We start from the raw sequence: 13835 nt of genomic DNA, 5'->3' as shown, positions 1-13835 counted from the left end.
CGTTGCCTCTCCAGGGTCAGGTCGCGGGTGCGGCCCGGCAGTGCGGGCGAGATCCGCAGTACCGCACCGGTGGGATCGGCGACCACCTGGATGTTCACGCCGTGCCGGCGGTGCTCGGCCGAGTAGTCGGCCCGGCTGTCGCCGACACGGTCGCATTCGGCGAGGGTCCCAGTGGCCACGCCGAAAACGCTCAGAGCCTCTGAGTGTGGTTCCGGAACCGGTCAGGTGCCGAAGAGTTGGGTCCAGAGGTTGCCGGAGGCGCCGGCAAGTCCGGTCTGCTTCCACTTGCAGTTCAGGATGGCGGCCTTGTGAGGTGCGCTGCCCATCCAGCTGTCGAATACCTGCTGCGCGGTGGAGCCACCCTGGTGGATGTTCTCCTCGGTCGGTATGGACGGGCTGAAGCCGGCCTTTTCGACCCGCTGCGCGATACTCGATCCGTCGGATCCGGTGTGCGAGAAGAAGTTGTTCTTGGCCATGTCGTCGCTGTGAGCCTGTGCGGCCGCGGTGAGCTGGCTGTTCATGGTCAGCGCCGAGCAATTGGCCTTCTCTCGTGCGGCGTTCTCCAGAGCCAGGATCTCGTTGGCGTTGGCCTGCTGCACGACGTCGGGCCCGGCAGGGGCGGCGCTCGCGCCGGCTGCGGCGGGCAGCACGAGCAGGGGGATTGCGCACGCGACAGCGCATGCACCGTGCAGTCGGTGGGTGAGGGCGCGCATGGCATTCCTTTCGTTCGTTCAACGGGTGCACCGGGAAGTGTGGTTCGCGGTTGCCCGGCGCATAACTCGCGAAGGGTCGGCTCCGTCAGTGCCTCGGCCTCGGACAGCAAGCCGTGAGGTACCGACGGCCGCAGTTCTGGCAGTGGTGACGATCGGCCGGTGGGGCGATGCTGCCGTCACCGTCGGTGGCTGGGACGCCGACGTGCCCGTTCAGGCACGCCCTCAGGCCCCTTCGGCCGCCCCGTTCGGCCAGCCCGGCGAGGAGGTGGCTCCAGGCCGATCATGAGGGCCTTCAGTGTCCGGCCCTGGTCGTTTCTGAGTCTGCCTGCCAGGCCATTTTAGCGCTGTGGGTATCGGATCTCCTGTCCAGGCAACGCACGGCAGACGCCGCCCAGACGTACGCAGCGTGCTGAGCCGGGGCGGGCAGTGTTTGCGGTAGCCGCCGTGGACGCAGATCTTCCGGATCGTGGGATGAGCGGCCGCTGTCTGTTCGAGGAGGGGCTGGCCTGCTACGGAGTCCAGGACGCCGGCCGCGGTGACCAGGACGGCGAGCAGAAGGCCGAGGAAGGTGTCTGCGGCGGAGTCTTGCCATACCGCGCGAACCCAAAGGGGCCGTGCCCATGAACGCCGGTCCGGCCGGCCCAAGGGCGACCGGATACAGTGCGTGAGACGGCAGCCTGGTCAGGGAGGGCAAGCGTGACCGCCACCAGCAACATCCAACCCGCCGACGGTGAAGCGCGAGCGCCGCGGCAGAGCCGACTGCACCGCCTGATGCGCTACATCCCCCTGATCGCCCCCGTCCTGCTGTGGGCCGTGCCCTGCTGGGTGCTCCTGTACAGCGGCCAGCACTGGCCGCTGCCCGTCAGGCTGGTCGGCACCGCCCTGTTCGCCCTCGGCCTCATCGGCATGCCGCTCGCGATGGTGCGCGGCCACGGCCGGCGCCAGCAGGACCGGGCGGCGATCGTCGGTGACACCCTGCTGGGCACCAGCTGGATCCTGTTCACCTGGTCCGTTCTGCTCGGCGTCCTGCTGCGGCTCGCCCTGACCGTGGTCGGCGTCGGCGAGAGTCAGGACCGGGCCCGCATCGTCACGTGGGCCGTCCTCGGCGTAACGGCCGTACTGCTCGGCTGGGGGTACGCCGAGGCCCGCCGCGTGCCACGCGTGCGCCGACTCGACGTGCAACTCCCGCGGCTGGGTGCCGGGTTGGACGGCACCCGCGTCGTCCTCATCACCGACACCCACTACGGCCCACTCGATCGCGCTCGCTGGTCGGCACGGGTGTGCGAGACGGTGAACACTCTGGAAGCCGACCTGGTCTGCCACACCGGCGACATTGCGGACGGCACGGCCGAACGCCGCCGCGCCCAGGCCGTCCCACTCGGTTCCGTGCGGGCCACCCGGGCCCGCGTATACGTCACCGGCAACCACGAGTACTACACCGAGGCCCAGGGCTGGGTCGACCTGATGGACGAGCTGGGCTGGGAGCCGCTGCGCAACCGCCATCTGCTGCTCGAACGCGGAGGCGACACCCTCGTGGTCGCCGGCGTGGACGACGTCACCGCCGAGTCCTCCGGCCTGGAGGGCCACCGCGCCCACCTCGCCGGAGCCCTGAACGGCGCCGACCCCGACCTGCCCGTCCTGCTCCTGGCGCACCAGCCCAAGTTCGTCGACCGGGCGGCAGCTGCGGGCATCGATCTCCAGCTCTCCGGCCACACCCACGGCGGCCAGATCTGGCCCTTCCACCACCTGGTCCGCATCGACCAGCCCGCCGTGGCCGGACTCAGCCGGCACGGCGCCCGCACCCTTCTCTACACCAGCCGTGGCACCGGCTTCTGGGGCCCGCCGTTCCGCGTCTTCGCCCCCAGCGAGATCACTCTGCTCGTGCTCCGTTCCCCGCACGAGTCCACCTCGCCGTAGGACGGGGCGGGCCAACACATGCGCTTGGAGCTGTCCACGAGCTCTGGGGTGCAGCGGCAACAGACGACCGGGCCCGTCTCGCCGAGGACAAGATCCGGACCATCGCCCGGCCGGCGGCTCCAACGAGCCACATGTAGCCACGTTCGCACGGGTCAGCGACGCGTGACGCCTGTGCAAGACCGGCATCGGTGCCTGCACGGGCCACACCTTGCGCCTCATCCGACCCGAACACCAGGGTCGGCAACTGCATCAGGCCCTTGACTGCACCACCGGCGCGGCCGCCCACGACGTCGAGCAGGTCGCGCCGGTCCGCCTGCGTCAGGCCCGACTCATCCCTTTCCCCACGAGCGACGTCGTGCCGAACGGCTGGACCGAGACCCGGTCAATCCGCGACCGAGCAGTCCAGGATCCGCCCGTCCACCGTCCCCACGACCAGCCGCCGTTGCTCCGCCCGGTACGTGGCGGACACCGGCGTGACCGGGTGGCCGTGCGCGCGCAAGGTGTACCTGGCTCGCACCTCGCCCGTCGCCGTGTCCAGGGTCTCCACCTCACCGGTGACATACACGACGTACATCCTCCGCTCGTCGCCGTCGAGATCGGCGAGCGGCTTGTCGGTGCCGTACACCCAGCGTGCGTCGCCGTCCGGCAGCCGGCGGCTCACGACATACGTGCCCTCGCGGGCGTCCGCGTACGTGGCGCCCCGTTCGTACGACCGGCCCGCGTGGACGAGGGCGCGTGTCAGCTCGACGGCGGGGCCGTACCAGGGCTGGAGTGCGGACGCCGGGTCCCAGCGCAAGGGGAAGAGAGCGCGCAGGGTGGCGGGGCCGTGGGCGCCCGGAGGATCGATCGCGTGGATCCACGGCGCGTCGTCGTCCGGCCCGGGGCCGTCCACGTACAGCAGGCGGGCGCTGTGTCTGACGTGCAGCGCCGGGGAGTTGGAGCGGCTGGGGGCGAGGTCGAGGCGCGCCGCCTGCTGGTGCGTGGGGGCGAGCAGCAGCGCGGCGTCTGTGTCGCGCCCTCGCGGGCGCAGGGCGAGCCAGCCTTCGTCCGCGGCGCACAGTGTGGGGGTCGACGGCACGTCCACGCAGTCCACCACACCGCCGTCCGCCGTCGATATCCGCCGAACAGTCGTCGCGCGGTCGACCAGTCGACCCGTCGCCTCGTCGCGCCGGTAGCCCTGGTACGTCACCCACGCCGACTCGTCGTCCGGGGCCGCCTCGACCCGGACGCTCCCCTCCCCGTCCGGAGGAAGAGCCCACCTCAGCGCGCCCGATGGATCCCAGCACTCGAGGTCCGTGTGCCGCCCTGTGGCGAGCACCCGGCCGTCGTTCAGTACCGCCAGGTCCCGCACCTCCGCCCGCCGCCGCCACCCGCCCTCCGTCAGCCGTGCGAGGGTGTCCTCCACCCGCGGATCGTGAAGGAGCCCGCTCTCGACCATCGGGTGACGTGTGTCGTCGGGGTCGACCAGACCGGCCGGAGCCGACAGCCAGTCGTCCACCGCGACGGCCAGCTCGAAGCCCTTGCGGAAGCCGCCGTCCTTGTCCTCGGGGGAGAGCAGCATCGCGAGCCTGCCGTCCTCCAGCCAGCGCAGGTGACGCACTTGGCGGCTCTTGCTCAGCAGGTCCGTCACGCGCCCGGTCTCCAGGTGCAGCAGGAGCAACTGTCCCTGGAAGTCCCACGAGCCGTCGTAGCGGCCGGTGCCGACGGCGACGAGCGGCAGCTCGGGGTGGGGCTCGATGGCACATACGGAGTAGCGGGAGGCGACGACGTGGCGCGGACGGAGGGTGCCGGCCTCGTACACGCCGATCCGGTGGCCGAGCCAGTGGCCCGTACCGCGCCACATGACGTGCCCGAGGTCACCGGCCGCGATGACGCAGCCGTGACGCGCGTCGGTCACCGCCCACACGGGCCGACCGATCTCGGCGAACGGCTGGTCCCCGAGTATCCGGCGGACGGTCAGCTCATCCGGCACGACAATCTCCCCCCAAGGTGGCGCACAGTCTGCCAGGCCCGGCGCTTTCCTGCGGTCTTGCGAGGGAATCGACTCATCCCGGGCCGGAACCGGTCGCGATGGTCCCGGTGGTCCAGCTGTACGCACGGGATGTGCCCGGCCTTGTCTTCCCCGTCGGAACCGACTTGTTGCAGATCCTGTGGTGCCCGCTGGTTCATGAGGACGGCCAGTGCGCGGCCAACCCCCGGCTCTATTGGCGCAGCGCGGTGCTGACGGCGGCCGGTGCCACTGTCGGGAAGCCTCCCCGCCCGCATACCGCGGACGAGGACTACCTGCCTCGCCCGTGCACCGTTTCCCCCACTCCGGCCGTGGAGTACCCGAACTGGGACCTGCCAGAGGGACTCAGCGAGGTGCTCGACCAGCGGTTCGAGGACTTGAAGGAGAAAAGGGGCTACGACTACTTCGAAGTTGCCACCACGTAAGCGGCCTGGAGGGCTCGGCCGGGAGACCGGACGATCGTGCAACGGGCACTGACTGGTGGGTGTTCGGGTATCACGGGGTGAGCGTTGGTGTCCGGGTTCGTCTGGCGGGGCTCATGCGTCCGGGATGACCGGGCACATGAGCCCGTCAGTAGGGTTCCGTGCTCAGATGCGGCTCAGTGTGTGGACCAGGTCGGTGGCGATTTGACGGTCGATGGACGTGGGCACAGCCTGTGCCCCGGTCGCGAGTGGTTGGTCGTGGCCGGTGGCGATGGCGGCGAGGCTGCGTGCCTGCAGGGTGAGACCGAGGTCCATGGCCTGGATCGGATTCCCTTTGGCCGCCGTCAGGTTGATCATCTTCGTGTCCGCGAGGATCACGATCTCGCGTCCGTCGTGCAGCCGGTGCACGGCGCGTTCCTGTCCGCTGGGGCCGGAGCGGTGCACGCCGGCCGTGTGCTCGGCGAGCACACCCGCGTCCAGTTCCCAGGGCATGTGTCCGACGCCGGCGATGACCGAGCCGTCGCGCAGGGCGCCGAGCTCTGCGGCGCCGATGACGCTCCGGTGGCCCGTGGCCAGGAAGAGGAGCTGGGTGCGGGGGAGGAGGTCGATGAGATCGCCGACCTGGTGGCCGGCCATCACGGCCTCCAGGGCGCGGTAGGGGTCGGTGTCGGCAACCGCCACACGGGCGCCGAGCCGAGCCAGGGTGTCTGCGACGCCGCGTCCGCAGGGGCCGTAGCCGACGACGGTGGCGTGGACTCCGGGGATCATGAGGTTGGTGGCGTTCATGAATCCCTGGACAACGCTCTGGCCGACGCCGAACTCGTTCTCGACCAAGAGCTTGAGGCGGCTGTCGTTGATGACGATCACCGGAAAGTCCGGCTGCCTGTCCCAGGAGCGGATGCGCAGGCCACCGGTGGTGGTCTCCTCCGTGGCGCCCACGAGCCCGGACAGGCCGCCGCGGGCGAGGACGCCCTCGATCAGGTCGGCACCGTTGTCGAGGATGAGATCAGGCCGCGCGTCGAGGACCTGTGCGATGTTCTCGCGGTGTCGATCGAGGTCGTCGGTGCGGTGGCCGACGACCTCGATGCCGTAGTCGCGCAGTGCGTCCGCCGTGTCTTCCTGGGTGGTGCCCGGGGAGCCGGTGAGGGTGATCTCGGCGCCTGCCTGGGCGAGGTAGCCGACGAGAACCGCTGTCTTTGGTTCGATGTGCAGGCAGATGCCGATGCGGCGGCCGGCAAATGCCGCCGCGTGGGTCTCCATGGTAGCCGCCAGCATCGGCATGTGGCGGGCGGCCCACTGGATGCCGTCGTGCGGGATCGGGCAGCGGGCAGGGGAAGGCTCAGGCATGACGAGTTCCTTTGGTTGAAGAGTGACGTCCATGGCACGTCAGGTGCCGTGGTCCCGAAGTCGAAGGCACACGTGTGCCTTCGACGTGGATCAACTCGTCAGCCGTAGAAGTCGCTGCGGAAGGAGTGGTCGCCGAAGATCCACAGGTGATGGCTCCCCTGGCATGCGCTCATCAGGAACCTCCTTCGTGTGATCGAGGCGTTTCGCATACTGCTCCTGCCGGGAAGTTATACGCATAACGTCGAAGAGGCAAGAACCGGAAGGCCGACTGGGCTGTGGTCATGGCTGTGGGTGTCGGTACGGGCGGGGGCCATGACGACGGGCGTCGCCCCGCGGCATCGCGTCGAACAACTGTGCGACCTCGACCACCGCCAGCGCCTGAGGCCGACCGCTCACGGCTGCCTCGTCGGCGCGACCGGAACCTGGCCTGACAGGCACTTCGAGACCGTGCGACGGTTCAGCCCAGTCACCTGGCGGGCTTCCCGCGGGCTCATCGCGCCGGACTCGTACAGCCCGCGAAACTGCCTCGGTTCAAGCGACCAGTGCGGATCCCACACCACCGTCAGCCGTTCTCCGCCATGCGGCGGAGGTGATCCAGAGTCACCTAAGGGAGTCGGTCAACGCTGCGAGCCACACGATCTGGCTCGCTCAGTCGTCCTCGCCTTCCTCGTGCTTCCCTTGCTTGTTCCCCCTCTGCTTTTGCTCGGGTTCCCGCTCCGGGTGGTCTGCGATGCTCGCCGGCAGCGATGCGGTGGATGAAGGGTCCGGCGTAACGGTCGCGGAGCCGGCCGGCTCCTGGGTCGTCGTTGGGCTCGTGATGCCGGGCGTGGGGGTTTGCGGTGTCTCTGCCGAACTACTGCCCGGGGAGAACCACAGCACCCCGGCGAGCATGGCGGCCAGGAAGGTCACCGCCGCGGCGACCAGGCCCGCGACCCTCGGCCGATGGGCCGCGAGTGTGCGGATGTTTGAACCACCCCGGCGTCGAGACGCACGTGACCGACGCGTGTGCCCGGCGGGGGAGGGCAAGGCGTAGGTGGTCGCGGGGCCGGCCTCAGTGGTGTACGGCAGCTGCGTGGAGGGGGCGTTGTGTCCTGACGACGGCACAGATCCGGGCCACAGTGCAGGGGCGGGCATCGGCTCGGAGCGGCCCTGCCAGGCGCCGGTGGCGAACCAGTCAGCGACCTGTTGTGCTTCGGGCCGATCACTTGGCTGCTTGGCGAGGAGAGCCAGGAGATAGTTCTCGAAGGCGGCCGGAATGTCCGCGCCCCGCTGCCGGGGCGGCACGGGGGCGGTGTCCAGGTGCTGGTGGAGGATCGCGACAGCGGTGTCGGCCTGGAACGGCGGGCGGCCGGTGAGGAGTTGGTAGATCACGCAGCCAAGGGCGTACACGTCGCAGGCGGGTTCGGCGGGCCGGCCGAGGGCACGCTCGGGGGCGAGGTAGAGGCTCGTGCCGACGATCTGTCCCGTCGTGGTGAGTGCGGCGGCCGGATCGTCGACGAAGCGGGCGATGCCGAAATCACCGATCTTGAGCGTGCCGTCGGCGTCCAGAAGGAGGTTGGCGGGCTTGATGTCGCGGTGCACGATGCCTTGTTGATGGGCGGCGGCGAGCCCGGCGGCGGCCTGTGCGGCGATCTGCGCCACCTGCCCGGCGGGCAGCGGGCCGGTGGTGGTGAGGTGACGGGCGAGGCTGTCGCCCTCAACCAGCTCCATCACCAGGAAGAGGCGGTCTTCGTGCTGGCCGAAGTCGAAGACACCCACCACATGGGGGTGGTTGAAGCTGCCCGCGGTCTGTGCCTCCAGGCGGAAACGTGAGGCGGCCGTTGGGTCCGTGTCCTGGGGGAGCAGGAGTTTGACGGCTACCGGTCTGTCGAGAGTCTCGTCGAAGCCTCGCCAGACCTCTCCCATCGCGCCGCGTCCGATGGGATTGTGCAGCCGGTATCGGCCCGCTATCAACACCTGTGTTTCACCCTCATGCCGTGAGATGCATCGACCGCCGCAGGCTGTCACTCACCACATGCTCTCGGGTGACGATGGGGGGACCGCAGCCGCCCAAGCCTACCGGTCAGGATGGAGAGATCTGACGAGCCGCCAACAGCGAGCACAGGCCGGCGTCGCCGCCGACCATCGCGCGGCCCGGCGCAGGCGCAGAGGCCGCAGAGCGCGGGGCGGCAGGGACCGCCAGGCGCACCCGCCGACCAACACGTGACGATGATTGCGAACAGTGTCACAACTTGTTCTTCAATCTCCGGGCCGGTCAGTCCAGCAGGGCGGAGATGAACACCTTGCGGTGGGCCACAAGCCACTCCTGGATGCGATCCCACCGTTGCCAGCCACCGCGCTCGGACAGCGCCTGTGTGAAGACCGGGTCACTGTCGGCCACGCGGCCGGTGACGAAGGTCCGGCAGGTCGCGGTGGCCTGTTCAATGACTCGGGGCAGTTCAGCGCGCTGCTGCGGGGAGAGGTCGTAACCGTCGGCGAGGAGTCGCAGTCGCCTGGGGACATCCAGCCCGGCCGGGTAGAGGGCTGCCGCAGACTCGGGATCGAGCATAGGGACCCAGTAGCGGGCGGTCATGGCGACATCCCACAGTGGCCGCCCGGGCGCCGCCAGGTCGAAGTCGATCAGGGCCGTGGCACGACCGTCGCGGAAGACGACGTTTTCCAGGCACACGTCGTTGTGGCACAGCATCGTTCCTCCCTCCGGGTCGGCCAGAGCCTGGGGCCATGCGGTGAGTGTGTCCACGGTGACGGCCATGCTGGCGTCGTGCAGGCGCCGTAGCAGGCTTCCCACCGAACGCAGAGCGGTCTCCGTCATCACCCAGCGGGGAAACGGGGGCAGGGCAACGTCGCCGGGGATGTAGGTCAGCTGCTCGCGGCCCTCCGGCGTGAGCTGGACAGGGGTCGGAGCCGCGTCGAAGCCGTGCACCTTGAGCGCGCGGAGGTGGGCGTGAAGGGCGCGCGCAGTAGGCGGCGCCGGGCGTTCCACCAGGGAACCGCGACGGAGAACCGCGCCCGCGTTTGCCATGCCGCCGTCCAGGGCTTCGCCCTGTGTCGCCCCGCCCTCAGAGGTCATGCCGATCACGCTACCGGGCAGGTCGGCATTGGTTGGACCGGCTCCGAAACGCGCTTCGAATTTGGTGCCTCAGCAAGGCATTCACCGGATGTTGAGGCGGCCCTCGTCTGATCAGGTGCTCCGACCAAGGCGCCCATGACCAGGACGAAGGCCGTGAAGTTTGAGGCTTGTCACAGCGACAGGCGCCACCGGCCGCACGGTTCTGTGCGGTCGGTGGCGCCTGAGTCCGTCCCCTGTCAGAGGTCGGGGCGACAGGGAGCCGGACCGTGCGCATCCGGCCGAGCCGGACGTCCTGGCTCAGCCGAACATGCCGACCGTGTAGCTGCCCGCCGGCTGCTGGTTGATGATGTTGATGCGGTTGTAGGCGTTGATCACGGCGATCTGGGATACCAGCGCGGCGAGTTGGTCCTCGTCGAAGTGCTTGGCGACGTTCGCCCAGGCCTCGTCGGTGACGCCGCCGGCCGCGTCCGCGACGCGGGTGCCCTGTTCGGTCAGCTCCAGCACGGCGCGCTCGGCCTCGGTGAAGACCGTCGCCTCCCGCCAGGCCGCGACCAGATTGAGCCGCACCGTGGTCTCGCCGGCGTGGGCGGCCTCCTTGGTGTGCATGTCGGTGCAGAAGCCGCAGCCGTTGATCTGGCTGGCGCGGACCTCCACGAGATGCCGGATGGTGGCCGGCAGCGTCGAGTCCGACAGCACCTTGCTGGCGGAGACGAGGTGCTTCAGCACCTTGGTCCCGACGGAGTTGCCGTAGTAGTTGAGACGCGCATCCATGATTTCTCCCAGGAGAGGTGTCGTGACGCAGTACTGACCGGACAGCCCGGCAAGGTGTGACATCGCCGGGCAGCCCGGCTGCTCCGGGATGCCGAGGGCCGTGTCGGGCAGGCCGTCCACCGAGAGGGACAGGGCGGTTGCTCCGCCCCGACGACCCCTCCGGCACCGCGCGCCGGACACTCGTATCGAAGGCGTGCCGGATGAGGCGGAGACGGACCGGGCCGGTGCCGTGGCGAACCGCGTTGGCGACCAGTTCGCTGACGATCAGCGTGGTGGTGTTCTCGAGATCCTGCAGACCCCATGCGGTCGGCGGACGGGCGGCCGTGTGCCGACCGCCGCGGACAGCGGTCTCGACGCACGGCGGTGTCCAGGAGGCGACCTGGGCCGGGCTGAGCGAGCGGGGGCGCACGAGGACCCGGGTCGCGTCGTCACTCGGCGCGTGCCTCGAGTAGCTCTCCGTCGCGGGGGAGTGCAGCTCCTCCAGGGACCGGCCCGCCTCTGCCAGGGCGGTGCCCTGGCGCTCCATGCCCACATCGATGTCGTGGTCGCGGCCCTCGCCCTGGCCGCAGGTGTGACAGCGGTCTCCCGTGCAGAAGTGTCACACCAGCGGCACGAGCCCTGTCGTAGGAAACGAGTCGCTGTCCTCGTCCTCACGAATGCCAAGGGGGACAGGCCCGCCTCCCCGCCCCACCCCCACCGTCCCCGACAGGAAGACCGCCATGAGTGACCCGGTCCGGTCCGCAGAGGCCCCCACGACGAGCGAGCTCGACCAGCTGCCCGACCGCGACGCAGAGGAGACCTCCGAATGGCAGGCGTCGCTCGACGCCGTCATGAAGAACGCGGGGCCGGAACGGACGGTGTTTCTGCTGCGACGCCTCCATGAGCACGCGGCCAGATCCGGACTGGCCCTGCCCCGGCTCCTCTCCTCGGACTACATCAACACGATCCCGGTGTCGGCGCAGCCGGCCTATCCCGGGGATGTCGCCATGGAATCCCGGATCACCGCTCTGAACAGGTGGAATGCGGCAGCGATGGTGACCCGCGGATCACACCTGGGTCTCGGCGGACACATCGCCACCTACGCCTCGGCGGCATGGCTCTACGAGATCGGGTTCCAGCACTTCTTCCGCGGCAAGGACGAGGACGGCTCGGGCGATCAGCTGTTCGTCCAGGGCCATGCGTCGCCGGGCATCTACGCGCGCCTCTTTCTGGAGGGGCGCCTGCGCGAGGACCAGCTCGACGGTTTCCGGCGCGAGGCCGCTGGCCACGGCCTCCCGTCCTATCCGCACCCCAGGCGGCTGCCGTGGCTGTGGGAGTTCCCGACCGTGTCGATGGGACTCGGGCCGCTGGCCGCCATCTACCAGGCGAGGTTCAACCGCTATCTGCACGACCGGGGCATCAAGGACACCTCGCGGTCCCGGGTTTGGGCGTTCCTCGGTGACGGGGAGATGGACGAGCCCGAATCGACGGCCGCGCTGACGCTCGCCGCTCGGGAGGGTCTGGACAACCTCACCTTCGTCATCAACTGCAACCTGCAGCGCCTGGACGGTCCGGTGCGGTCGAATTCCAAGATCGTCCAGGAACTCGAGGCCCGTTTCCGAGGAGCGGGCTGGCATGTGGTGAAGTCGCTGTGGGGCGAGGCCTGGGACTCCGTGCTGCAGCAGGACACCACCGGTGCCCTCGTACACCGCCTCGGCGAGGTCCCCGACGCCCAGTTCCAGACGTACGCCGCGCGGGACGCGGCCTATGTACGCGAGCACTTCTTCACCGGTGACGCGCTTTCCGCCGTCGCCGCGAGGCTGAGCGACGCCCAGCTCACCGAGATGTTCACGAACTCGCGCGGGGGACACGAACCCCTGAAGGTCTACGCCGCCTACCGGGCCGCGGTAGAGCACAAGGGGGAGCCGACCGTGATCCTCGCCCAGACGGTGAAGGGACACACGCTGGGGCCGGACTTCGAGTCGCGCAACGCCAACCACCAGATGAAGAAGCTGACGACGGCGCAGTTCCGCCGCATGCGCGACGTGCTGGAGCTGCCCATCCCGGACAGCGCGCTGAGCGGGGACGTGGTGCCGTTCTGGCACCCTGGCGAGGACGCGCCGGAGGTGCGGTATCTGCGGGAGCGCCGCGCTGCTCTGGGAGGCTCCGTCCCGGTGCGCAGGACGGTCGCCAAGCCCCTGCCACAGCCGCCGTCCCGGCCCTTCGAAGCCCTGCAGAAGGGCTCCGGCAAGCAGGAGTTGGCCACCACCACGGCACTCGTCCGCCTGGTCAAGGATCTGATGCGCGACCCGGAGACGGGGCAGCGCTGGGTGCCCATCATCCCGGACGAGGCCCGGACGTTCGGCATGGAGTCACTGTTCCCGACAGCCGGGATCTACTCGCACGACGGCCAGAACTACGCACCCGTCGACGCGGATCAGCTTCTCTACTACCGGGAGGCCAGGACCGGCCAGCTCATCGACGAAGGCATCACCGAGGCCGGCTCCATGGCCGAGTTCACCGCAGCCGCGACCTCGTACGCCACACACGGTGAACCCATGATCCCCTTCTACATCTTCTACGCCATGTTCGGGTTCCAGCGCACCGGTGACCAGCTCTGGGCGCTGGCCGACCAGTTGGGGCGCGGTTTCGTCATCGGTGCGACGGCCGGCCGTACCACGATGACCGGCGAGGGGTTGCAGCACGCCGACGGGCATTCCCATCTGCTGTCGTCCACCAATCCGGCGGCGGTGAGCTACGACCCGGCCTTCGCGTACGAGATCGCGGTGATCGTCAGGGACGGGCTGCGGCGTATGTACGGCGAGGAGCCCGAGGACGTCTTCTACTACCTGACGGTCTACAACGAGCCCAAGTCCCAACCGCCCATGCCTGCGGGGCCGTCGATCGAGGAGGGAATCCGGCGAGGCATCTACCGCTTCAGGCGGGCCGCCTCCCACGATGCTGGGCCGGCCATCCAGCTGCTGGCGTCGGGAACGGCGATCCACTGGGCCTTGGAGGCCCAGGATCTCCTCGCGTCGCACTGGGGCGTCCACGCCGACGTGTGGTCGGTGACCTCATGGACGGAGCTGCGGCGCGACGCGCTGAGGGCCGACCGGGCGCGGCTGCGGGGTGAGCGGCGCGAACCGTACGTGACGCGCGCGCTGTCGGGTGCGCGGGGCCCGGTCCTTGCCGTGAGCGACTGGATGCGGCAGGTGCCCGACCAGATCAGTCAGTGGGTCGAGCAGGACTACTCGTCCTTGGGGACGGACGGCTTCGGCCTGTCGGACACCCGGGACGCGGTGCGCCGCTACTTCCATGTGGACGCCGAGTCGATCGTGGTGGCGGCCCTGGACCGGATGGCACAGACCGGGGCGATCGACGCGGAGACGGTCGCGAAGGCCCGCGACCGCTACGGCTGGCGGGACTGATCCGGAGCCGCGACCGCCCGCCTCACCCACCGTTCGGCACGCGCGGCGACCCTCGCCGCTCACCGTGGCCGCACAGCGCTCACAGCGGCGCGCAGCGGCTCAGGCGACGCCGGTATGACGGACAGCGCCCCCGCACACGGTTACAGGGCCGGTGTGCGGGGGCGCGGCGGCGTGTGACCG

The 13835-nt window shown here is 69.7% G+C and carries 9 protein-coding genes and 2 pseudogenes; 3 read left to right on the top strand and 8 right to left on the bottom strand.

Going from position 1 to position 13835, the window contains the following annotated elements; genetic code table 11:
* Positions 1-5: 5 nt before the first annotated feature.
* From ABEB03_RS27990 to ABEB03_RS27980, 3 genes and pseudogenes are all read right to left on the bottom strand, one after another.
* A pseudogene (locus tag ABEB03_RS27990) lies at positions 6-185 on the bottom strand (transposase family protein); the annotation flags it as partial.
* 36 nt (positions 186-221) lie between these two features.
* On the bottom strand, positions 222-713 hold the full coding sequence (locus tag ABEB03_RS27985) for a CAP domain-containing protein (RefSeq protein ID WP_345655276.1): 492 nt from the start codon (positions 711-713) through the stop codon (positions 222-224).
* Positions 714-1115: 402 nt separating this feature from the next.
* Positions 1116-1277: pseudogene (locus ABEB03_RS27980) on the bottom strand (IS5 family transposase); the annotation flags it as partial.
* Between the two features lie 132 nt (positions 1278-1409).
* Between ABEB03_RS27980 and ABEB03_RS27975 the strand changes: the two are divergent.
* A complete protein-coding gene (locus tag ABEB03_RS27975; RefSeq protein ID WP_345655274.1) occupies positions 1410-2630 on the top strand; it encodes a metallophosphoesterase in 1221 nt (406 codons plus the stop codon).
* Positions 2631-3012: 382 nt separating this feature from the next.
* Here ABEB03_RS27975 and ABEB03_RS27970 read toward each other — a convergent pair whose 3' ends face one another.
* Complete coding sequence (locus ABEB03_RS27970) at positions 3013-4602, bottom strand: type 2 periplasmic-binding domain-containing protein (protein ID WP_345655272.1); 1590 nt, start codon at positions 4600-4602, stop codon at positions 3013-3015.
* Positions 4603-4709: 107 nt separating this feature from the next.
* Here ABEB03_RS27970 and ABEB03_RS27965 point away from each other — a divergent pair, with 107 nt between their 5' ends.
* Positions 4710-5063, top strand: a complete 354-nt coding sequence (locus ABEB03_RS27965; RefSeq protein ID WP_345655270.1) for a hypothetical protein — start codon at positions 4710-4712, stop codon at positions 5061-5063.
* Positions 5064-5225: 162 nt separating this feature from the next.
* Here the strand turns inward: ABEB03_RS27965 and ABEB03_RS27960 are convergent, their stop codons facing one another.
* From ABEB03_RS27960 to ABEB03_RS27945, 4 genes are all read right to left on the bottom strand, one after another.
* A complete protein-coding gene (locus ABEB03_RS27960; protein WP_345655268.1) occupies positions 5226-6407 on the bottom strand; it encodes an adenosylhomocysteinase in 1182 nt (393 codons plus the stop codon).
* 648 nt (positions 6408-7055) lie between these two features.
* Positions 7056-8363, bottom strand: a complete 1308-nt coding sequence (locus tag ABEB03_RS27955; protein WP_345655266.1) for a serine/threonine-protein kinase — start codon at positions 8361-8363, stop codon at positions 7056-7058.
* A gap of 298 nt (positions 8364-8661) precedes the next feature.
* Positions 8662-9477, bottom strand: a complete 816-nt coding sequence (locus tag ABEB03_RS27950) for an aminoglycoside phosphotransferase family protein (protein ID WP_345655264.1) — start codon at positions 9475-9477, stop codon at positions 8662-8664.
* Between the two features lie 297 nt (positions 9478-9774).
* Entirely contained in the window at positions 9775-10248 is a 474-nt protein-coding gene (locus tag ABEB03_RS27945; RefSeq protein ID WP_345655262.1) for a carboxymuconolactone decarboxylase family protein, read from the bottom strand.
* Between the two features lie 719 nt (positions 10249-10967).
* Between ABEB03_RS27945 and aceE the strand changes: the two genes are divergently transcribed.
* The gene (gene aceE, locus ABEB03_RS27940) at positions 10968-13655 is read left to right on the top strand and encodes a pyruvate dehydrogenase (acetyl-transferring), homodimeric type (protein WP_345655260.1); all 2688 of its coding nucleotides are present in this window, start codon (positions 10968-10970) and stop codon (positions 13653-13655) included.
* Positions 13656-13835 lie beyond the last annotated feature (180 nt).

This window comes from Streptomyces siamensis (assembly GCF_039543605.1).
Taxonomy (GTDB): Bacteria; Actinomycetota; Actinomycetes; order Streptomycetales; family Streptomycetaceae; genus Streptomyces; species Streptomyces siamensis.
The sequence above is the reverse complement of the archived record's forward strand: the minus strand, read 5'-3'. Positions and strand labels throughout refer to the sequence as shown.